Annotated in this window: 20 protein-coding genes; 4 read left to right on the top strand and 16 right to left on the bottom strand. The window is 44.8% G+C overall.

All coding sequences use genetic code 11. The features are described 5' to 3' along the window. The first annotated feature begins 8 nt into the window (after positions 1–8). Positions 9–584, top strand: a complete 576-nt coding sequence (locus AC0L6V_RS22035; protein ID WP_409419092.1) for a DoxX family protein — start codon at positions 9–11, stop codon at positions 582–584. A gap of 87 nt (positions 585–671) precedes the next feature. Here the strand turns inward: AC0L6V_RS22035 and AC0L6V_RS22030 are convergent, their stop codons facing one another. Together AC0L6V_RS22030 and AC0L6V_RS22025 are read right to left on the bottom strand one after the other, a co-directional pair. Further along, entirely contained in the window at positions 672–914 is a 243-nt protein-coding gene (locus tag AC0L6V_RS22030) for a hypothetical protein (RefSeq protein ID WP_265220486.1), read from the bottom strand. Positions 915–1,006: 92 nt separating this feature from the next. After that, positions 1,007–1,906: a LysR family transcriptional regulator gene (locus AC0L6V_RS22025; protein ID WP_265220485.1), complete on the bottom strand. Its 900-nt coding sequence runs from the start codon at positions 1,904–1,906 to the stop codon at positions 1,007–1,009. A gap of 118 nt (positions 1,907–2,024) precedes the next feature. Here AC0L6V_RS22025 and AC0L6V_RS22020 point away from each other — a divergent pair, with 118 nt between their 5' ends. After that, complete coding sequence (locus AC0L6V_RS22020) at positions 2,025–3,173, top strand: alpha-hydroxy acid oxidase (RefSeq protein ID WP_409419091.1); 1,149 nt, start codon at positions 2,025–2,027, stop codon at positions 3,171–3,173. A gap of 75 nt (positions 3,174–3,248) precedes the next feature. On the opposite strand, the gene AC0L6V_RS22015 is transcribed toward AC0L6V_RS22020, so the two are convergent. The 5 genes from AC0L6V_RS22015 to AC0L6V_RS21995 form a co-directional block, all read right to left on the bottom strand. Further along, positions 3,249–4,226 carry an ABC transporter ATP-binding protein gene (locus tag AC0L6V_RS22015; protein WP_265220482.1) on the bottom strand — a complete coding sequence of 326 codons (978 nt, stop codon included), beginning with the start codon at positions 4,224–4,226 and terminating at the stop codon, positions 3,249–3,251. A gap of 4 nt (positions 4,227–4,230) precedes the next feature. Next, positions 4,231–5,055: a carbohydrate ABC transporter permease gene (locus tag AC0L6V_RS22010; RefSeq protein WP_265220481.1), complete on the bottom strand. Its 825-nt coding sequence runs from the start codon at positions 5,053–5,055 to the stop codon at positions 4,231–4,233. Beyond that, positions 5,052–5,912, bottom strand: a complete 861-nt coding sequence (locus AC0L6V_RS22005) for a carbohydrate ABC transporter permease (RefSeq protein ID WP_111608417.1) — start codon at positions 5,910–5,912, stop codon at positions 5,052–5,054. The genes AC0L6V_RS22010 and AC0L6V_RS22005 overlap by 4 nt, the downstream gene beginning before the upstream one ends. 62 nt (positions 5,913–5,974) lie before the next feature. After that, positions 5,975–7,252, bottom strand: coding sequence for an ABC transporter substrate-binding protein (locus tag AC0L6V_RS22000; RefSeq protein WP_265220480.1), 1,278 nt, complete (start codon positions 7,250–7,252; stop codon positions 5,975–5,977). A 57-nt stretch (positions 7,253–7,309) separates the two neighbouring features. Beyond that, positions 7,310–9,622: an alpha-L-rhamnosidase gene (locus tag AC0L6V_RS21995; RefSeq protein WP_265220479.1), complete on the bottom strand. Its 2,313-nt coding sequence runs from the start codon at positions 9,620–9,622 to the stop codon at positions 7,310–7,312. A gap of 145 nt (positions 9,623–9,767) precedes the next feature. Here AC0L6V_RS21995 and AC0L6V_RS21990 point away from each other — a divergent pair, with 145 nt between their 5' ends. Further along, positions 9,768–10,790, top strand: a complete 1,023-nt coding sequence (locus AC0L6V_RS21990; RefSeq protein WP_409419090.1) for a LacI family DNA-binding transcriptional regulator — start codon at positions 9,768–9,770, stop codon at positions 10,788–10,790. Positions 10,791–10,924: 134 nt separating this feature from the next. Here AC0L6V_RS21990 and AC0L6V_RS21985 read toward each other — a convergent pair whose 3' ends face one another. The 9 genes from AC0L6V_RS21985 to AC0L6V_RS21945 form a co-directional block, all read right to left on the bottom strand. Further along, entirely contained in the window at positions 10,925–11,386 is a 462-nt protein-coding gene (locus AC0L6V_RS21985; protein ID WP_265220476.1) for an RES family NAD+ phosphorylase, read from the bottom strand. Further along, complete coding sequence (locus tag AC0L6V_RS21980; protein ID WP_111608421.1) at positions 11,386–11,832, bottom strand: antitoxin Xre/MbcA/ParS toxin-binding domain-containing protein; 447 nt, start codon at positions 11,830–11,832, stop codon at positions 11,386–11,388. Before AC0L6V_RS21980 ends, AC0L6V_RS21985 begins: the two co-directional genes overlap by 1 nt. A 252-nt stretch (positions 11,833–12,084) precedes the next feature. Then, complete coding sequence (locus AC0L6V_RS21975) at positions 12,085–13,779, bottom strand: L-rhamnose mutarotase (RefSeq protein WP_265220474.1); 1,695 nt, start codon at positions 13,777–13,779, stop codon at positions 12,085–12,087. Beyond that, on the bottom strand, positions 13,776–14,789 hold the full coding sequence (locus AC0L6V_RS21970; RefSeq protein WP_265220473.1) for an ABC transporter permease: 1,014 nt from the start codon (positions 14,787–14,789) through the stop codon (positions 13,776–13,778). The genes AC0L6V_RS21975 and AC0L6V_RS21970 overlap by 4 nt, the downstream gene beginning before the upstream one ends. A 16-nt stretch (positions 14,790–14,805) precedes the next feature. Then, a complete protein-coding gene (locus tag AC0L6V_RS21965; RefSeq protein ID WP_265220472.1) occupies positions 14,806–15,813 on the bottom strand; it encodes an ABC transporter permease in 1,008 nt (335 codons plus the stop codon). Further along, positions 15,807–17,321: a sugar ABC transporter ATP-binding protein gene (locus AC0L6V_RS21960; protein WP_265220471.1), complete on the bottom strand. Its 1,515-nt coding sequence runs from the start codon at positions 17,319–17,321 to the stop codon at positions 15,807–15,809. Before AC0L6V_RS21960 ends, AC0L6V_RS21965 begins: the two co-directional genes overlap by 7 nt. 154 nt (positions 17,322–17,475) lie before the next feature. Then, on the bottom strand, positions 17,476–18,333 hold the full coding sequence (rhaS, locus tag AC0L6V_RS21955; RefSeq protein WP_265220470.1) for a rhamnose ABC transporter substrate-binding protein: 858 nt from the start codon (positions 18,331–18,333) through the stop codon (positions 17,476–17,478). Then, the gene (locus tag AC0L6V_RS21950; RefSeq protein WP_265220469.1) at positions 18,302–18,472 is read right to left on the bottom strand and encodes a hypothetical protein; all 171 of its coding nucleotides are present in this window, start codon (positions 18,470–18,472) and stop codon (positions 18,302–18,304) included. The genes rhaS and AC0L6V_RS21950 overlap by 32 nt, the downstream gene beginning before the upstream one ends. A 62-nt stretch (positions 18,473–18,534) precedes the next feature. After that, entirely contained in the window at positions 18,535–19,317 is a 783-nt protein-coding gene (locus AC0L6V_RS21945) for a DeoR/GlpR family DNA-binding transcription regulator (RefSeq protein WP_111638730.1), read from the bottom strand. A gap of 234 nt (positions 19,318–19,551) precedes the next feature. On the opposite strand from AC0L6V_RS21945, the gene AC0L6V_RS21940 reads away from it, so the two are divergent. Beyond that, entirely contained in the window at positions 19,552–21,642 is a 2,091-nt protein-coding gene (locus tag AC0L6V_RS21940) for a bifunctional rhamnulose-1-phosphate aldolase/short-chain dehydrogenase (protein ID WP_265220468.1), read from the top strand. The last annotated feature ends 2 nt before the right edge of the window (positions 21,643–21,644 follow it).

Here is a 21,644-nt window from a genome sequence, read left to right as displayed (position 1 = left end):
GGGAAAACATGTCCAATCTACCTGTCTTTAAGAACGAAAAAAACCACCTATACCTACCATTTATGAGCAATTTCTACAATGTGTTTGCTCAACCATTTGGCTGGGCATTGTTCCGTATTATTATTGGCGGCATGCTTGTTATTGAAGGCTGGCCAAAAATAGTCGCTCCCTTTGCTCAAGTCGGTTTTGTAGAAAACCTAGGCTTTTATCCTGGCTGGCTTTGGTCTCCCATGCTAGCTGGCATGCAGTTTTTTGGTGGTATGTTTATTGCGGCAGGTTTGCTAACGCGCCCCATCGCACTAGCCAATGCCGTCATGTTAGCCATCACCTTATGGTTCCATTTCGCTCATCCTTATGGTGATGCATTATTAACTCAAGCAGGCATAGAGGCACTGAACGCTGGCAGTGAATTTTTTACTGCTAATGGCGTCAAACGTTTAGCTGATGGCGGCGGTGCTTTTCTGACTTCGGTACAATTAAAAGCCGAACTGGCGTCTATTTTTTGGTCTGCTGGCGCGTTATTAATCGCCGCATTTGGTGGCGGTTATTTCTCGCTAGATCGCCTACTTAAAAAGCAATTCTAAAGCGGTACGAAAAAGTATAAAAAAGGAGCCTATTTCAACTTGGCTCCTTTTATGCTCAAACGATTTTTTCCCGCCACGAAATCAACATCATAAAACCGAACGAATTCGAGAAAAACGCGCAGCGTCAATGATAGACCACAGATGAAAAACCGCTCCGACCAGCCACATGAAAAACAGGATAACGGTCGCGCCCAAGGCATAATTCGCAGCGGTTGTTACAAAAAAGAACAACGCCATAAAGATTCGTCCTTGGACTAATTGACCTAATCCAGGAATAAAAACGCTACATAACGCAGCCAGTACATTGCCACCAGAACCTTGACCAGACATAAATGTTCCCATCGAAATGAAATAAAAGGGTTAAAAAGTTAAGAATAAGGACAAAACAGCGAAATGGAAAGCCTCTTCACTTAGGTGATTGGCTAAAAGTATTCTTTCTTATCCTGATACGCCTGTTTGATATGCTCAATCAATAAGCGAAGCTTTTCCGGCAGGTATTTGGTAAAGGGGTAAATGGCATAAACACCCAGTCGGCGTGGTTGATAATCCGTCAAGATAGCAACCAGCTTACCTTGCTGCAAATCTTCATACACACTGCAGCGCGGCACATACACAATTCCAAAACCTGCCAAGGCGGCCTTGCGTAATGCTTGGGCATTATTCGTGGCAAAGCTACCGCTAATTCGCACACTCTCTTCGATACCGTTTCGAGTAAAGCGCCAATCGAACGAGCCTTGGGCTTGGTAGGTATAAGCTAGACAGTTATGGTCTTTCAAAGCCTCTAAATCTCTGACTTCGCCATGACGCTCCACGTAACTGGGCGAGCAACAGACAATCCAGTTGGATTGGATTAACGGCTTGGCGATCAAACTAGAGTCTTCCAACTTGCCTGTACGAATCGCCAGATCCAATCCTTCGCCTACCAAATCCACAAAGTCATTTTCTAGGCGCATATCCACGCTGATATTGGGATATTTCTGACAAAACTCGGCAATGGCTTCGGCCAGTAATAACTCCCCCGAAATCGTCGGTACAGACATCTTTATGGTGCCTGTTAAACCTTGGCTAAACGCCGACACAGAGGCAATCGCATCGTTTACTTGGCCTTCTATATTCTTGGCGTGAACGTATAAACTCTCACCCGCTTCGGTCAGACTGAGTCGTCTTGTGGTGCGATGAATCAACTGCGCACCGAGATCTTGTTCCAGCTTACTAATGCGTTTGCTCAGCGCTGGCGTTGACAAGCCTGCTTGCTCTGCAGCTTTATTAAACGAACCCGCATCGGCGACATTCACAAAAAGCGTTAAGTCTGCAGCGTTCACAATCGTTTATCCCTTTTTCATTAAGATGTTTTAAGAAACAGTTTATTAGTTTATGTCGTATTTATCACAAATAAAACTAGGACTATAGTTAAGGAATAAAAGAAAAGGAGCAAAATCCATGCGTCTCAAAGATTGCCACAATTTCCAAGACTTTCGCACCCTAGCCAAAAAACGCCTACCAAGCCCCATTTTTAATTACATTGATGGCGGCGCAGACGATGAAACCACCTACCGCCGCAACACCGCCGCCTTTGAAAGCTGTGACCTAGTGCCAAGCGTACTCACTGGCGTAAAAGACGTGGATCTGTCCGTCACCGTCATGGGGCAAAAACTCGCACTGCCCATCTATTGTTCGCCCACCGCCTTACAACGCTTATTCCATCATGATGGTGAAAGAGCCGTCGCCAATGCCGCCGAAAAATACGGCACCATGTTTGGCGTATCGTCCCTTGGCACAGTGAGCATGGAAGAAATCGCCAAGCAAACCACCACCCCTCAGGTCTACCAGTTTTACTTTCATAAAGACCGCGAACTGAACCGTGCCATGATGCAACGCGCCAAAGATTCAGGCATACAAGTAATGATGCTCACCGTTGACTCCATTACTGGCGGCAACCGCGAACGCGACCTTCGCACAGGCTTCGCCATTCCTTTTAAATTAAATCTAAAAGGCATGCTGCAATTTATTCTGAAACCTATGTGGGGCATTAACTACGTGACTCACGAGAAATTTCGCTTACCGCAACTGGAAGAACACGTCGACATGGGCTCTGGTGCCACCTCAATTGGCGACTACTTTACCAACATGCTCGATCCATCAATGAACTGGGACGACGTGGCAGAGATGGTGAAATTCTGGGACGGACAGTTCTGCTTGAAAGGCATTATGAGTCGAGAAGACGCTCGTAAAGCAGTGGAAATTGGCTGCACGGGTATCATCATTTCCAACCACGGCGGTCGTCAGCTTGATGGTTCCCGCAGCTCCTTCGATCAGCTCGCAGAAATCGTCGATGAAGTGGGCGATGAAATCGACGTCATCTTCGACAGTGGCATACAGCGCGGCACCCACGTACTCAAAGCCCTATCCCTCGGCGCCAAAGCCGTCGGCATTGGCCGCATGTACTTATACCCACTTGCCGCCGCAGGACAACCCGGCGTCGAACGCGCCCTAGGCTTAATGAAAGCCGAACTCGAACGCGACATGAAACTCATGGGCAAAACCTCGATTGATCAACTAACGAGAGATAACTTACGGTTTCGGTCTTAGTCTTCGACTGTATTAGACTGCTAAATAAAAAGAGGGAAGAAATAGAGTCCCTCTTTTTACTGATTGTGTCGCCCCCTAGAAAAGATGTTCTTTTCCCTCTTGTGGTGTGGCGTATATAGTACTTCCAGCCGTAATAGAGAACTCCCCATCCGCACGGGCCACCAGCATTCCCAATGACTCAACGTGAATATGGACAATAGCATCAGCCCCTAGCTGCTCAATGTGTTTAACAACGCCTTTCCATTTCCCTTCTTTCGGCGATAGGGTCAAATGCTCAGGACGTATTCCGTAAAGATCAGCGTTATGTTCCTTGGCAATAGCCCCTTCAAACAAGTTCATTTTTGGACTACCAATGAAACCGGCTACAAAAGGCGTCTGGGGATGATGATATAGCTCCATAGGCGTGCCAACCTGCTCAATATGACCTGCATTGAGTACCACAATCTTGTCAGCCATTGTCATGGCTTCAATTTGATCGTGGGTAACATAGATCATGGTGGCATTCAAAGTGGCATGCAGCTCCGTCAATTCGATGCGCATTTTAGAACGTAACGCCGCATCCAGATTAGAAAGCGGTTCATCAAACAAAAACACTTCTGGCTCTCGTACGATGGCCCGACCAATCGCCACACGCTGACGCTGTCCACCAGACAGATCTTTGGGTTTGCGATCCAGAAGAGATTCAAGCTGCAACATTTTCGCAGCAGCATCCACTCTTTCTCTAATCTCGTTTTTAGGACGCTTAGCTAAACTCAGACCAAAGCCAATATTGTCTCTGACAGTCAAGTGCGGATACAGAGCATAACTTTGAAATACCATAGCAATGCCACGATCAATTGGATCGGACTTAGTAACATCTTTTCCCCCGATCTCAATTGTACCGCTGGTTGCGTCTTCCAAACCTGAGATAATACGTAACAAGGTGGATTTTCCGCAGCCGGAAGGTCCGACAAACACACAAAACTCGCCATCATTCACGTCTAAATCAATGCCTTTCAGAATTTTAACGCCATTAAATTCTTTGTGTATATTTTTTAATCTTACGGTAGCCATCGTTTTATCCTTTTACTGCGCCTGCGGTCATACCTTTTACAATTTGCTTATTAAAGAAAATAAACATAATAAGAGGCGGTATGGTGACGAGAAGAATGTTCATAAAAAGCAAATTCATCTGGGAAGAAAACTGACTTTGAAAGTTATACAGAGTCAATTGTACGGTCACGTTATCTTTGCCCGGCAAGTAATACAGTGGGTTGGTAAAGTCATTAAATATGGTCACAGATTGAACCAAGATAACCGTTACCGTTACTGGCTTTAACAGGGGCAATATAACTTTAAAAAACACCTGCCAAGGTTTAGCACCGTCAATGATGGCGGCTTCATCAAGATCTCTTGGAATACTGGCAATAAAAGAGCGAAACAGCAGTACCGAGAAAGAAAGACCGTAGGCCACCTGTATCAAAATCATACCGTGTAAGGTTTTAAATAAATGCAGTTCTTTAATCAGCCAAATCGTTGGTACAACGGCAGGCGGAATCATCAATCCGGCCAGTATCAAAGCGTAAATAAAACCATTCCATTTAGATGGTCTTCTTTGTATAACATAACCAATCATAGCCGCAGAAATAACTAACAATGAAATAGCACCAACGGTAATCACGGTTGAATTAAAATAGGCAAGCAGCAACATATAGTTTCTGGCTTGAATTACTGCCACTAAGTTATCCCAAAATAACCATTCAGAAGGCCATGATAGCCCTAGTTGAGAAGCCTCTGCCGCCGATTTTACCGCCGTGAGGCCAATAAAAATAAAAGGCGTAACAAAGATTAAAACGCCAATAACCAGAGCTATAACACCATTGATAATTTGCTGACGTTTCATAAGTCCACCTCTCTACGGTTGAACCAATACGTTAGAGGAATCACAATAAAAGCCACCAGCGCAAACAAAATAATGTTACCCGCTGTCGAAAGCCCATAGAAACCAGCCTGATACTGTTTATAGATAACCGATGCTAATACATCAGAAGAAAATCCAGGGCCGCCTTTTGTCATCGCCCAAATGATATCGAATGAACGTAAGCCACCAATCAAAGAAAGCGTTACCACTGTCACTGTAGCCGGACGAACCAGGGGAACCGTTATGCGGAAAAACATTTGCAACTTAGTAGCACCGTCAATGCGTGCAGCTTCATAATAATCAGAACTTATGGTCGCAAGACCTGCAATATAAATCAGTGTGGCCAGCCCAACCCCTTTCCAAATATCCACTAAGGCAACAGAGAAAAGCGCCAAATTAGGATCAATCAGCCAAGCAGGACCTTGAATACCAAAATAACTTAGCCCTATGTTTAACATCCCTCTTGCTGGGTGCATGATTTCCGCGAAGGCAATGCCGACACCTATGGTAGAGACCAAAACAGGGAAGAAAATCAAGGTTCTTAGAAAGCTTTGTCCCAGTAAGCCTGATGTCAATAAAACAGCCAGTAACAATCCCAAAACAGACTTGGCTATAGATGTAAGCACACCAAAAATCACCGTATTCACAACCCCAGTGATTAGAAAAGGCTCCCTCAAAAACTGATAATAATTTTCCAAACCAATAAAACGGGTTTCAAATAAATCCCAATGGGTCAAACTAAACCAAAAAGCGGCAACCGTTGGCACTAGAAATAGCACCAGATACACCAGCCCTCCCGGTAAAATAAACCAATATGGGTAAGATCGACTACTTTTCATAAATCCTCCAATCACCTCCTTATTAGTCGCCTTTTTACAGCGCTAACAAGGAGATAAAGCCCTTACCAATTTGGTAGATTCAGCTGTCTGGCCTGCTTCGCAACATCTTGGTCATAAAGCTCAGCCGCTGATTGTGCATTTCTAATACCCGATCCCACCTCAACGGTAAGTTGTTCAAGCATTGGACCTTTTATTGGCGAAAGGAACTCTAAAGCGGGAGCTGTGCGGCCTTCTTCTTGAAAATAAGGCAACATGTCTTTCACCGCAGGGTAAACATTATCCGGTAGAGTACAGCCTTTTATTAGATAAGGGCCATTGGCACCAATGGCTTTAGTAATGGCATCACAAGCGTCGACTGTTGCGATGTAGTTTAGGAAAGCTTTAGCCTCTTCTTTTTGATCACTTTCTTTTGGAATGTAATAACCGGCCGGCATCCAAACCGTTAAGCCATTTTTATCCGCGTCATCTCCAGGTTGAGCGAAGAACCCAACATCCTCAATATAATCTGGCGTATTCAGCTTAATAGAGGGAATAGCAAACGTCAGCATAGGGTAGTGAGCCGCTTTACCAGTGGCAACCATGTTTAAGCCATCGTTATAAGTCGCTGCCCCATAATAATCATTAAAATAGCCAGCCTCAGACACCTGCTGAAGCTTTTCAAAGCCTCTCAATGCCGCAGGCGTAGTAGCAAAATTAGCCTTGTTATTCGTATAGTCTGTCGCAAAATTTGGTTTTTCTGCTTGCACATTAAAAAAATCAGAAAGGACAAGTAATTGTGAGGTCCATGTATCTCTATAGGTTTGCGCAATGGGCGCAGATTTTGATTTTTCGGCGATAATCGCGCAGTTTTCCATAAACTCTTGCCACGTTTTTGGCACCTTAAGTCCTAACTCTTCATAAACACGCTTGTTATAAAATATACCTCCTCCCATCGCAGTTTGTATCGGCACAGCATAAACATTTCCCTTGTCGTCACTCACCGTACTGGTGAAACTCGACAAAATATTGGAGAAATTAGCCAGATCATTAATAGGCTCAAGTGTTCTTGAGGGCCGCAAAGCTTGCAATAACGACCCTGAGTTATAGAGAAAAACATCCGCCATTTCACCTGTTGCAAGGCGCGTTTTGACAATATTATCCCCTTCACCTCCTCCAGGTCTTAACTCGATCTCAAACGTTATATCAGGGTTAAGTTTGCTGTAAGCAGATGTCAGGGCTTGCGTTAAAGCCACAGTATCTGGGCTGTTATCGACAAGTATGCTTAACTCAGTCGCATTTGATACGGACGCACCCAATACAACGAAAGTTGAGATAATCAGTTTGTTCGCTCTGTTTTTCATATTACACCCCTTTTTTAAATTTATTGTTGGGTAAAAAATACTATTATGGACCAAAGGTTAAAGACTAAAGACAAGCTCATTCTTCCCAGTCAAACGCATTCTGTTACTGGATAAATTACCGACCGATTGACCATTTACTTGCGCCACTTTTTTATGTTCATCAAGAAGCAAAATCCCCGTGCAGCCATCCGGTAAAGACAGTGCATAACTGGCTTTATTTCCCTCCAATTTCCACCTAACCTCTATCCGACCTAAACGGCAATCATGCCACATAGACACCTGGCCTAAGGCGGGTAAAAAAGTGGGATCGATCGATACTTCTTGATAACCTGGCGCATGTGCAACAGGACTTACGCCTGCAACGGACTCGAACAACCACTGACAAACCGCACCATATGCATAATGGTTATAGCTGTTCATATCTGGATCATAAATAGTGCCGTCTTCGCCAATCGCATCCCAGCGCTCCCAAATGGTCGTTGCGCCACGCTCAACTTGATATAACCATCCAGGCACCTTGTTGTTTAAAAACACCTTTTCAGCCAAATCCGTCATACCAAGCTTGCTTAACGCTGGTAACAAGGCAGGCGTACCAATGAAGCCTGTACCTATAAGATAATCAGCGTCTACGATCACATCGTGAAAATATTGTTTGGCTGACCGGTAATATTGTTCTGGTACCAGATCGTACAAAAATGCCAGTGCGTAGGAAGTTTGATCATTGTGTGCAAGACGACCTGTGTTGCTAAAATATTCCTCAACGAAAGCTGTTTTTATTTGTGCAGCACGTTGTTCTAGTGCAGTAGAAGCATCCGTCTGAGCAAGAAGGTTCGCCACTTTTGCCGCTATATCTGTGGAGATATAGTGATAAAGAGTCGCCGCACAATCATCCGCAATAGTGGGTCGAGGTTTACGATTATCGCCAACAGGCTGTAACCAATCACCAAAGGTAAAGCCATGAGCGCCCCATTTTAAGTTCGGCTTTATGATCGGGCCGTCAGAAATAGACCAAAGGTAATCCACCCAACGTTGCATGGCAGGAAAACATTCTTTAAGCACATCCACGTTGCCATAATGCAAATACATCTGCCAAGGCATGACCGTAATCACATCCCCCCAGCCTGTAGACCCCGCCCAATCACCGAAAAACTTATCAGGATAGAGTCGAGTCGGATCGGGAGAGAAATGCGAGATGGCACCATTAGGACGTTGGTCGTGTATCACATCACGTAAATACTTAATAAAAAAGGACTCACAGTCGGCCAACCAACAAGCAGTCCCTGCGAACACTTGCGCATCCCCCGTCCAACCTAAACGCTCATCGCGTTGCGGACAATCGGTTGGTATTTCAATAAAGTTGGAACGTTGTGACCACAGTGTGTTTTGCACAAGTCGATTAACAGCGGGGACATCACACTCAAATCCAGCCATGACTTGCGGAACCGAGGTTAAAGGAATCTGTTGAATGGCATGCAATTTAGCATCGCCTGTTATTTTCACTCTTGCATAGCGAAATCCCATAAATGTAAAACGAGGTTCATACGATTCAATGCCATTTCCACTTAATGTATATTGATTTGCCACACGCGCTGCACGGTAATTTCGACGATCAAAACGTCCCTCAGCGTCTAATACTTCCGCAAAATCAATATACAGATTTGCTCCCTTTTCCCCTTCTACCTTCAAGCGGATAACCCCACTACAATTCTGCCCAAAATCTACAATCAGATTATCGTTTTCTTGCCAGGTTTTCAGGGGGTTTACCGCAGATAATGCTTTCACCCCATTGGTTTCATGCTTAACCAACAAAGCTTTATCAAACTCGATTTCTTTCACGCCATGAGACGCTACAAGCGTATCTTCACGAGCATCATAGTCTTCGCCAAAGTAGATACCAGATTGCAAAACTGGGGTAACACCGGAACGCCAACTTTTATCGGTCTTACACACTATGTCATCGTCTGCTTCAAGCTGTGTAATTACGCCAAGCGTGTCACCCCAGCAATTTAAGATTTTGCAGTCTTCCCACATTATCTGTGATCGATACCAGCCATCCGCGAGCCAGATTTCGATTTTATTAATACCAGGTTGTAGGTATTCCTTTACTTCATAGGTTTGAAAAGAAAGACGGTCGTCATAACACGTCAGGCCTGGCGTGAGATAATCATCTCCCACTTTACGACCATTCAAGAATACTTGGTACAGCCCTAGCGCTGAGATACTTAACTGCACAGCGCTTTTGATTGTAGGCAATACAAACTCGGAACAAACAAAACTCGAACGAGAACCAACACCGCCATCACACAATGGCGAAATCATATCGGCTTCCCAAGTGACCGCTAAACTATGGGATAAAACTTTATTACGCATATTAAGTAGTCCTTTCTGCTTATTTTTATAATGACTTGTAAAAGTGTAGAACGTTATACAAATAATAAGTAGAAACAAAACTTCATTTCAAGTACTTTCTATAAAATTTTAAAAAAATAGTATTTCCCTAAGTAAATGGCCTTACATGCAAATTGAAAAAACAATGAAAAAAGTCACCATTAAGGATGTAGCTAAAGACGCTGAGGTATCTGTAGCTGCCGTCTCAAAGGTAATCCGAAGTGCCTATGGCGTTAGCCCATCACTAAAAGAAAAAGTAGAACAATCAATTAAAAAGCTAGGTTATAGACCAAACACCTCAGCAAGGGGGATGCGAGGCAGAACCTTTACGGTAGGCGTGCTGATTGTCAATTTGGGCAATGCTTATTTGCCAAAGCTACTAGAAAAAATAAACGCAACCCTTTCAATATCAGGTTATAAAATGCTGATTGGCTTAGGGCAAAGCGAGCTGTCTATTGAGTCTTCACTCATAGAATCCATGATGGACAGCAATGTAGACGGCTTGATTTTAATTGCCCCTCGTCTTTCAGATTCCGCATTAGAAAAATACGCAAAACAAATACCTATGGCAGTGGTTGGCCATATTGAAAACACAGCAACAAGCTTTGACACCATCAATGGCGATGATTTCTTAGGAGCAGAATTAGCCACTCAAGCCCTCGTCGAGACGGGCATAAAAAACATAAAAATGATCAGTCAACCGCTAAGAGAGTTTAATAAAGTCGATTTGAACCAAGAACGTGAGCGTGGTTTTTTACATACCCTGACGAAAGCAAACCATAACGATGTAGCCGAAGACCGTATTTTCCGAGTCTCCAACAACGAAGACGAGCTGAAAAAAGAACTCGCTCTTTTTTTAGATGAGCAAACACTGCCATGTGCTATTTTTTGCTGGAGTGACATTCATGCCATTCCGCTACTAGATGAATGTATAAAACGTCAACTCACACCGCAAAAAGACGTGTTTATTATTGGTTACGATAATACGCCATTAGCATCCTATGCCATGGTCAACCTTTCCAGTATCGATCAACAAGCAGAACAACAAGGCGAACTGGCCGCTAATGCACTATTAGAACGCATAAAAGGCCGAAATACGGCCAAGCACCTTCTGGTTGAACCATCATTAATATCCCGAAAATCGCATTAGGACTCATGAAAGCCGAACTCGAATGGGATAAGAAACTCATTAGAAAAATATCAATACACCAACAGACAAGAGATAGCTTTCGATTTCGGTCTTAGTCTTCGAATATATTGATTAATAGATTTGCTCTGCGACTACTACCGTGGAGCTAATCTTGGATCGATAGAGAACGCGACTCGTTGAGCAATGGCTACAAATTCTCGGCATCGAGGGTGTTTAGGATTTAGTAACGCACAAAAGTCACCTGATATAACGCTGGGCACTAATAAAACAAGACTTTCAGTATTCTCAAGCCATTCCGCCCCCATGTCAGCTAACTCTTGCGGTGCGGGATAATCTCTCCAATTTTCAGGGAGATCACGCTCTTGAACCACCATAATCAGCTCTTCTGGAATATCGATGGATAACATCGCGTACTGATCTAAGGCTTTTGCATCAGTCAAATGTGCAATCGTTTCAAGTAGACAAACAGACTTTGATTCACCTAAATAAACACAATCCACACCTTTTGGATTCCAGCGACCACCATACGTTCTTGCACCATAACCATCAAACGCAGTATCAGCAAACTCCATTTTGCACAAACGATAGAGCATCATTAGATGACAACCCCATACTTAATTCGACCTATAAGATCTATCACTGCTTCTTGTCCTAGAGGATATTTGGCGTAATCAGCGGGGCTTATGCCACCGAGGGCAATTGCTGGCGTATTTAACCAGTTTTCAGCCTTTTGTTTATCTTGATCAAACAAATTTAGTGCGGCATCAATGATTCGAGCGGCGTTATACACTTTTATCGCCGAAGCACCCGTCCATTTTGTACGTGCTCTTGTGTGACGGCTTAACGTCCCTCTGTCAATTCCTGCCATTTTAATCACTGTGGCTTGCTTAATCTGAGCTTGTTTAACAATGCGTCCAATAACAGCAAAGTCAAACCCTTCTGCTAATTGACTTGACGCACTCACCGGATCATTAGATAACGCCAATGCAGATAAAAGCCCTACTTTTTCTTTCTTGCTGGGTTTAAAAGCTCGAATTACCATACCTCCTCCAAATTCTGATGCGACTGCAACATTTATTGTAGCACTCGCCTCAAAATGCGCAAAACTATACTTTCCTCTGATTATCCAATCTGATCAAATTACCATTTTCCGCTCTGGGTAAAAAACTCAAAATTTGTTTGGTGTAACCATTTCATCTAAAAAGCAATAGAAAACCATGAACAACGCCTCATGAAGTGTTCGCGCCAATGTCGAAATAAGGCATTGTTCGTGGTTTTTGTCACACAGCTAAAGCTACAATTCCCCCACCAAGTCACGCCATTGCTGACGATAAAGATTCAGCAGTGGTTTTATCTGTGCGTCGCACATGGCGAGGCTGAGACGGCCTTTTAGCTTTAAGCTTTTGTTAGACAGCAAGGCCGCGCCGCCGGAGGTACCGGTGACATCGCGAGAAGCGTAGATTTCGTTTTGGCTGCGCATACAAGCCAATAAGGTGAGGAAGTTAATATTATTGCTGAATGCGCCTTCGACGATTACGGTGTCGCTGGTGTCCATCAGATCCAAACAATAATCTGTCATCAAGGCCACATACACATCCGCCAAAGCTGACTGCTGAGCGGGCGTTAATTCCAAACCACGGTTAATAATACGCCCTTCGCAATGGGCAAATGGCCCGCCGCCTTTGGCAAAGGCAGGCATCGCTAAAATGCCGTGTTCGAGGATGAAGCTCACGTCACTCAAGCTGGCTTTGCTGTCGCTGCGCAGTTGCTCCCATTCACGTCCGCCCATAAAGCGAATTGTCGGTGTGGCACGGCCAAGGGCGTCCACATTGGCGAGCATGTCTTTGTCTTCTTGCAATGAGTCCAGTTTACCATTGATGGTAGCAATGACAGTCCAAGTGCCGCTAGACACCACAGTGAGTTTTTCCATCGGCTGCCCGATATAAGGTACCAGCGAAGCGTTGGAATCGTGTATGCCATTGAAAATAACGCAACTTGCTGGCAAACCAAGTTCATTCGCTAATTCGGGCAAGATGGTACCCAGCTTCGCGCCAGTTTCCATCACCTCAGGAAATAATTCCGACCATTTTTGCTGTTCACACAAAGACGAAAATTGGCAGTTAGTCGGGTTCCAAAGATCGGTATGGCAACCTAACGAGGTCACTTCGGTGGCTTTGTTACCACTCAGTTTATAGCCCCAATATTGCGGATACAAAAGTAACGAGTCGACTCCTGAAAACTCACCTGAAAAGTATTTTTGCTGCCAGAACAATTGCGCACCCAAGTTCAAGCCTTGCGGCAATCGTGGACTAAAAGACTCACTAAAATCTGGTCGTACTGCATCGTATTCGTCTTTAAACTCAGACACACCATCGTATTCGTAATCCAAAATAGGCAAGGCAAGTTGACCGCCCTTCATGCAGGCAATGGTTGCACCATGAGTGGTAATCGCAATGCTGGAAATAAAATAGCGCTGGGCTAAATCGGCCAGAGTGTCTTTAATCCAGTGCCAAATAGAGTCCACATCCACATGAGGATATGGCGGCGCATCGATCACACCATTAACACGTTTGGCGATATGCAATAAGGCGCCTGTTTGCCCGTCCATCAGGCAAATTTTAATGTTGGTTTTACCAATGTCTAACACCGCCACAACGCGTGTTTTATCAGGTTGCAACACATTAAAGCGAAACACCTCTTCCAAAGCATCGGCGACAGGTTCAAACGATGGCGTTTTGGTTGCCATGATGTCCGCCATGTATTCCCACCAACGCTGCATGACAGGATGATCCGCTAAGGCTTTCGCATCCAGATCGTCTGCATCAAAGGTGGCGTAAAGTCGGCTCTCGTTTCGATCAAGATGAATATAATAGTTACGAATACCATGCTGCTTTAAATGTTCGGCAAGCTCTGGCCAGAGTTCATCATGACGCTTTTTGTATTCGTCTTCACGACCTTTATATAGGTACATGACTGAGGCGTATCTCATAGCGTTTTTGCCTTTTTGCTTTTATTTTTATAGAAAGTGATCAGCACTGGTACACTCACGACCGTGATTAACATCACACCAACGATAATCGTCATAACGATGCCAGGAATATTCAGTAAGCCCATACCAAAGGTCACCAAGCCCATTAGAATCACCGCCAACACCACACCACCAATGGTGCCGCTGCCACCAAGAATACTCACGCCACCTAACACCACCATGGTGATGATGCTTAGCTCCCAACCCGTAGCAATACTTGGACGAGTGCTGCCCAAACGTGACGTAAGCAACACTGAGGCAATACCAGACATCACGCCAACTAGGGTAAACAAAATCAAACGATGTTTGTTAACTTTAATACCTGAATAATAAGACGCTGTGGGGTTATTGCCTATCGCGTAGGTATAACGACCAAATTTAGTGCGATGCAATAGCCAATAAAACACCAAGGCAAAAAAGACAAACAACACCAACTCAAACGAAAACACCCAATAAACGTAGCCCTGACCGAAAAACTCAAAACCAGCGGGATAGTCACGCACCACCTGATCGCCCAATAAGACATAGCTGATACCGCGAAATAAACTCATGGTACCGATTGTCACCACAATAGAGGGAATTTTAAACCCTGTTACCAAAGCACCATTAAACAAACCACAGCCTGCACCAACCAAAACACCAACGCACGCCACCACATACACGGGTGCGCCCATTTGCGCCACTAGTCCCATTAGCGTACTGGAAAGCGAAATGATCGCCGCCACAGAAATATCAATTTCTTTGGCGATAATCAGCATCGCCATCGGCAAAGCAATAAGAGCCTTTTCGGTAAAGTTAAAAGTCGCATCCGATAAATTCCAAGGGTCTAAAAAATAAGGTGATAAATAGGAATTCATTACACACACTAAAACAATGATCAATATTAGTAAGCTTTCCCACCGGAAAAACACTTGTAGTTTACTGGTTGACAACGCATCTGGTGTGGCTGATTTTTTTATTATTGTGTCCATAAAAAGCCTCTTTCTCTTAATGTGATTGCGACGGAGCGGAGCCAACAGACGCCTCTGGCTTGCGAAGAATAATGCGTGCTTTGTCTTTGTCAGACGAGGCGTTCGCCACCACAGCGATAATAATCACCAGTCCAGAAATAGCCATCTGCCAAAAAGGCGATACACCTATAATGGGCAAAGCGTTATTCACCACGCCAATAAACAAGGCGCCAATCACACAACCCACCACGGTTCCCAAACCACCAACGATACTAACACCGCCAATCACACACGCCGCGATCACTTGCAGCTCAAAGCCATTGGCGACATCCACGTAAGCCACAGCAAAACGCGACACCCACAAATAACCGCACAACCCTGCCAATGTGCCTGATACCAAAAAAGCATAAAACTGTACCTTGCCAACATTCACACCAGAATAAAAAGCCGCCATCGGATTGCCGCCTGCGGAATAAAAATTGCGCCCCCATACACTGAATTTCATCGTCCAAAAGGCCAAAAGAATGGTGATAATCGCCATCCAAGCTAATACCGGAATAGACAGAATTTCATATCGCGGCAAGCCAATGAAGGCCTCACTCATTTGGTGAGAATTCACCCATGCGCCGTCTGACAATAAAAAGGTCGCACCGCGATAAATACTCATAGTGCCTAGGGTAATCACAATAGAAGGCACTTTTAATAACCAAACAAACAAGCCATTAATCGCCCCTAAAAACGCCCCCACCCCCAACGCAAGTAACATCAAAACAAACATATTCAAGGTCGGAAAATATTGATTCACCATGGCAACGACCATGCCGGTAAAAGCCACATTGGCCGCCACAGACAAATCAATACAACGGGTTAAAATCACCAGCATTTGGCCTAACGCCAACATGATCAAAATCGACGTATCATTAAAAATACTGATGCTGTTAGACACACTAATGAAGTCCGGACTGATCGTGCCCACTGCCAAAAACATCGCCAGCACAATCATGCTCAAAATGCCTTCGCGAGAATAAATAAAGCGTCTCAACATGTCACATGTCCTCCGGTCGCCAGAGAAACCACTTTTTCAGGTGTCGCATCAGCCCGTGACAACTCACTGACAATCAAGCCTTCGTTCATCACTAAAATCCGATCTGACATACCCATAATTTCCGGCAATTCCGATGACACCATGATGACCGCCAAACCAGAATCCACCAATTCAGACATAAACTCATGTACTGCGGCTTTTGATCCAATATCAATCCCCTTTGTTGGCTCGTCCAAGATAATGACTTTGGGATTAGTCGCGAGCCATTTAGCAATCACCACTTTTTGCTGGTTACCACCGGATAGATTCATTACTTTCTCTTCCCAGCAAGAGGCTTTCACCTGCAAGCGCTCACAATACTGGCGCGCTAGGGACATCTCACTTTTTTGATCCAAATTACCGTGTTTCGCTAAACGGTCCATTTGCGGCAAACTGATGTTTTGATAAATGGGCAACTCCAACACAATCCCTTGCTTCTGACGTTCCTCTGGTACATAGACAATGCCGTTCTCTATCGCGTCTTTTGGTGAGTGAATGATCACCTCTTTGCCATTCATTTTTACCGTGCCAGTCACATGGTCCGTGGTGCCAAACAAAGCCTGCATCACCTCCGTTCTGCCTGAACCCACCAGCCCATAAACACCAAGGATCTCGCCTTTTTTCAAACTAAAACTGATATTAGCGAACTCCGTTGTGTGACATAGGTTACAGACTTCTAATAATGTCTCACCAATTTCTACGTCTTTTTTGGGATACGTGGCGGCTATGCTTCGCGCCACCATCATTTCCACCAGCTGACCTTCATTGGTGTCTTTGATAAAGCCTTCCCCCACATAACAACCATCACGAAACACGGTGTAACGATCTGCCAAGGCAAAAATTTCATCGAACTTATGGGTAATAAAGAGAATCGCTTTGCCTTGTTGCTTGAGTGTATTAACGAGTTCGTAGAGTTCATGAATTTCATGGTGAGACAGAGCGGCTGTAGGCTCGTCTAAAATCACCACCTTGGCGTCAACAGACAAGGCACGCGCAATGCCAACCATATGTTTTTGACCGATACTTAATTCACGTAAAATTTGATTAGGGTCCATGTGGGCATTAATGGACGACAAAATGTCTTGTGAGCGCGACACCATAGCCGACCAATCAATAGAAAAATGCTTGGTCATCAGGCCCTTTTTCATCGGGTAATTGCCCAAAAAGATATTTTCCGCCACCGTCAGATCATCAAATAACACGGTTTCCTGATGAATCGCAGTGATACCTAAGGCATGGGAATCATGAGGCGAATGAAACTGCACAGGTTTGCCGTTAAAAATAATGTCTCCACCATCCGGTTGATAAATGCCAGTCATGGTTTTAACTAGAGTAGATTTGCCTGCGCCATTTTCACCAATTAACGCCGTCACTTGGCCCGGATATAGATGCAAATCGACACCGTCCAGCGCTTTGACACCGGGAAATACCTTGCTTACCTTTTTTAAACTGAAAATTGCCTTGTTCATAACGGCTGCTCTTATTGTTATTGATTCATTATGAAATTATTGAACGAGCAAAACCCCACCCTAGCCCTCCCCTTCAAAAGACACAAGGGGAGGGAACATAAGCTCTTAACTCCTCCCCCAGCGAAGGGGGAGGTTGGGAGAGGGTTAATAGCAACTAAAAAATGGAAGAGAATTCGTCGACGTTGGACTCATCATAAACAAACGGCTTCGCCATGGCGCCGTCACCATTTTCATCCAATGTCAGTGTCCCCATGCGGCCCATTGGGACTTCAGTTTTTGTACCTTTGCCTTTAACAAGGTTGTAAGCCAACATAGTTGCTGAGTAACCAAGGTCTATTGGGTTCCAGATAGCAAAACTATGAATCGCACCGCTATGCACATGTCCTGCTAATTCAGAAGGAAGACCCAAACCGGTCACATAAACTTTGCCCGTTAAGCCCAAATCACTTACGGCTTGTGCAGCCGCCAAAATACCAACCGTGGTAGGTGCCACGATGACATCTAGATCGGGATGATTTTTGATCAAAGCGGTCGCTTCGCGGAAGCTCTTATCCGCAAGGTCATCACCATAGACAGTATCGACAAGTGTTAGATTAGGGAATTGGCTAAGGGAGTTTTTCATCTCACCAATCCAAATATTTTGGTTGGTTGAGGTTGGTGTTGCGCTCAGGATGGCAAACGTACCGGAGGTTTTGCCTTTGGCTTTAATCGCATCCGCAGCAAGCTGGACGTTCATTTCGCCAATCAGGCTGTTACTAGAAGGGTTTAAGTGGATTTGGCGGCCTTCTTTGCCAACACCAGAGTCCCAAGAAATCACTTTAATGCCACGCTGTTGTGCTTTTTTCAAAGCAGGGACCAAGGCATCCGCATCATTGGCAGACACAGCGATGGCATCAACACGCTGTGCGATCAGTGAATTGATGATCTCAATCTGGCCTTCTGCTGTGGTTGATGTAGGGCCTGTGTAAATAATCTCTACGTCACCGAGGCTCTTTTTTGGCTTCTTCTGCACCACGATACGCCGCTTCAAAAAAACCAATGCCCAAAGCCTTCACCAACAACGCGACGCGAACCTGCTCCGCGGCATAGGCACCAGAAGCAAACAAAGTGGCAGACGCCAACACACAAGCTGTGATGAGTTTATTTTTCATAATTATCTCCAAGAGCGCGCTCATCATCACACAACGAGATGTTGTCTTATCCGAGACGCGGTTTATTGTTTTTGTTTTTCCACTATGATCAAACGACACCCTGCCGACTTAATCACTTCTTTACTCTTGTTATCTATTCCATCGTCCGTAATGACGATGTCTATCTGCGACAAAGGACAAATGATCATACTTGATCGGTTTTGAAACTTTGTACTATCAACCAAAAGCACCCGCTGATCGGCTCGATTTATCAGTTTCATTACCGCTTGTACGATCTGAGGATCTGTCTCCATCACACCGTGAGAATTTACCCCGTATGCACCAATAAAAAGAATGTCAGCGTAAGTGTGATTAGCAATATCATTCGGGAACGGACTCAATATAATGTTCTGCTCCCGATGAATTTTGCCGCTCGGCACGGTCACACTGCACTTGCTCTTTTTGATCAGTTGATCAGCAATAGAGAAGGAATTAGTCAGCACCTGCAGCTTTAAGCCACGCATGTACTCAGACATAGCCGATGTGGTTGTGCCACCGCTGATCATGATAGACATATTGTCTGACAATAAATCCACTGCGGCTTTGGCTATACCCCGCTTTACATCCGTATTAATCGTCTGATTGACGGAGTAAGGTCGCCCCAACAAACTGGCATCAGACGGTGGATTGATGGCTTCCGCCCCACCCCGTACACGACGCAGTTTTCCCTCTTTATCCAAAAAGCCGATGTCTCTTCGTATTGTGGCTTCAGACGCCCCTAGTACATCCACTAGATGCGCCACCGTCACAATAGGTCGAGTCTCGACTTCTGATAGGATCACTCTGTGCCTTTCAATTTCGTGCATCGATCATCCTCGATAGTTAATATAATTAATTTTCAATCATTATCAAGCACTATTGATCAAAATTTATCAAATAAGATAAAAAATGCTTGAAAATGATTATTTTTGTTTTAGTATGAAAGTTATCGATCATTCTAACCCGCTGGTTGTGCATAACAAAAATAAATTTAAGCCTTTATTAAATAGTCATAAAACAAAGTTTTACGCTATTAAATAGGCAATACTTGAGGTTAAACGATGTCTACTAACTTACTCCCTAATCTTTGGAACGATGCAGAAGCATCCCTTCTAAGCGACCCAGAATTATTGCAATATCGATCAAACCTGCTTGGTTCTGACATGCGCGTAACCAATTACGGTGGCGGCAATACCTCAGCAAAACTGCAAATGAAGGATCCTCTCACGGGTGAAAAAACCACTGTGCTATGGGTAAAAGGTTCTGGTGGTGATATTGGCTCGATGGGACTGGATGGCTTTTCCACTCTTTATATGGATAAATTGAATCAACTTTTATCACTGTATCGCGGACTTGAGTTTGAAGATGAGATGGTCGCTTACCTTCCGCATTGTACTTACAACCTAAACGCCCGCGCCGCCAGCATTGATACGCCACTTCATGCTTATTTACCTTATCTTCACGTCGATCATCTTCACCCTGACGCCGTGATTGCGATCGCAGCAAGCAAAAACAGCAAGCAACTTACAGAAGACATTTTTAACGGTGACATTGGCTGGCTTCCATGGCGTCGACCAGGTTTTCAGTTAGGCATGGATTTGCATAAAATCGCCACCGAAAATCCGCATTTAAAAGGCGTCGTACTGGAAAGCCATGGTCTTTTTACCTGGGCTAATGACAACAAAGACTGCTACCTCAACTCACTGAATATTATTAACAAAGCACAAACTTGGCTAGAAGAACAAAGTGCTGGCAAAGCCGCCTTTGGTGGTGAGCGATTTAACACATTACCAGACGACAAACGCCAACAAGTGGTTTCAAGCTTAATGCCACTGATTCGTGGTAAAACCAGCGAGAAACAACGTCAAATTGGTCACTTCAATGCGTCCGACGAAGTATTGCAGTTCGTTAACTCTAAAGATCTAGATCGTCTTGCAAAGCTGGGGACCTCCTGCCCTGACCATTTCTTGCGCACTAAGATTCGTCCTTTTGTGGTCAATTACAATCCAGAAACTGACAACCTTGATGAAGTAATCGAATCATTGGACCAAAGCCTTGCAGAATACCGTGAAGATTACGCCGGTTACTACAACCGCTGCAAACGCGATAACAGCCCAGCCATGCGCGATCCAAATCCCGTCATTTACTTGATCCCAGGGGTGGGTATGCTGTCTTTTGCCAAAGACAAAGCCACCGCTCGTATTGCAGGGGAATTCTACGTAAACGCCATCAATGTCATGCGCGGTGCAGACAGCGTCAGCGAATACGTCGGCCTACCAGAACAAGAAGCCTTCGACATTGAATATTGGCTATTAGAAGAAGCCAAGCTGCAACGTATGCCAAAACCCAAATCCTTAGCGGGTCATATCGCCTTGGTAACAGGCGCGGCTGGCGGCATCGGTCTTGCTACCGCCAAACGTCTCGCTAAAGAAGGCGCCAACATCGTATTGATGGACATAGACGAAGACGCTCTGCAAACCGCCCAGGCGAATATGAACAGCGAGTTTGGCAAAGATTGCGCCTCTAGCATCAAGATGGATGTGACCAATGAAGACGATGTCATCCGAGCGGTGAAGCATTGCGCAGTAGCCTTTGGCGGTTTGGATATTGTTGTTTCCAACGCTGGCATAGCCTCTTCCGCGCCATTAGAAGAAACCTCTCTTGCTCTATGGAATAAAAACCAAAGTATCTTATCGACAGGTTATTTCCTGGTTGCTCGTGAAGCCTTTAGTCTGCTAAAACAACAGAACATGGGTGGCAACATGGTGTTTATCGCTAGTAAAAACGGTTTGGTTGCCAGTGCCAACGCCAGCGCCTATTGCGTCGCAAAAGCCGCTGAAATCCAGCTTGCTCGCTGCGTTGCTCTCGAAGGCGCACCGCTGGGCATTCGCGCCAATGTGGTTAACCCAGATGCGGTTTTGCGTGGTTCAAAAATCTGGACTGGAAAATGGAAAGAAGAAAGAGCCAGTGCTTACAAACTCTCAACCGATGATTTGGAAGAACATTATCGCCAACGCAGTATGCTTAAGCTGAATGTATTCCCTGAGGACATTGCCGAAGCCATTTACTTCTTTGCGTCGGAGGCGTCCTCTAAATCGACAGGGAATATTCTGAATGTCGATGCCGGTCACGCACCGTCGTTCACTCGTTAACG

The organism is Marinomonas sp. G8-14 (genome assembly GCF_055808935.1).
This window is presented reverse-complemented; position numbering and strand designations above follow the sequence as displayed.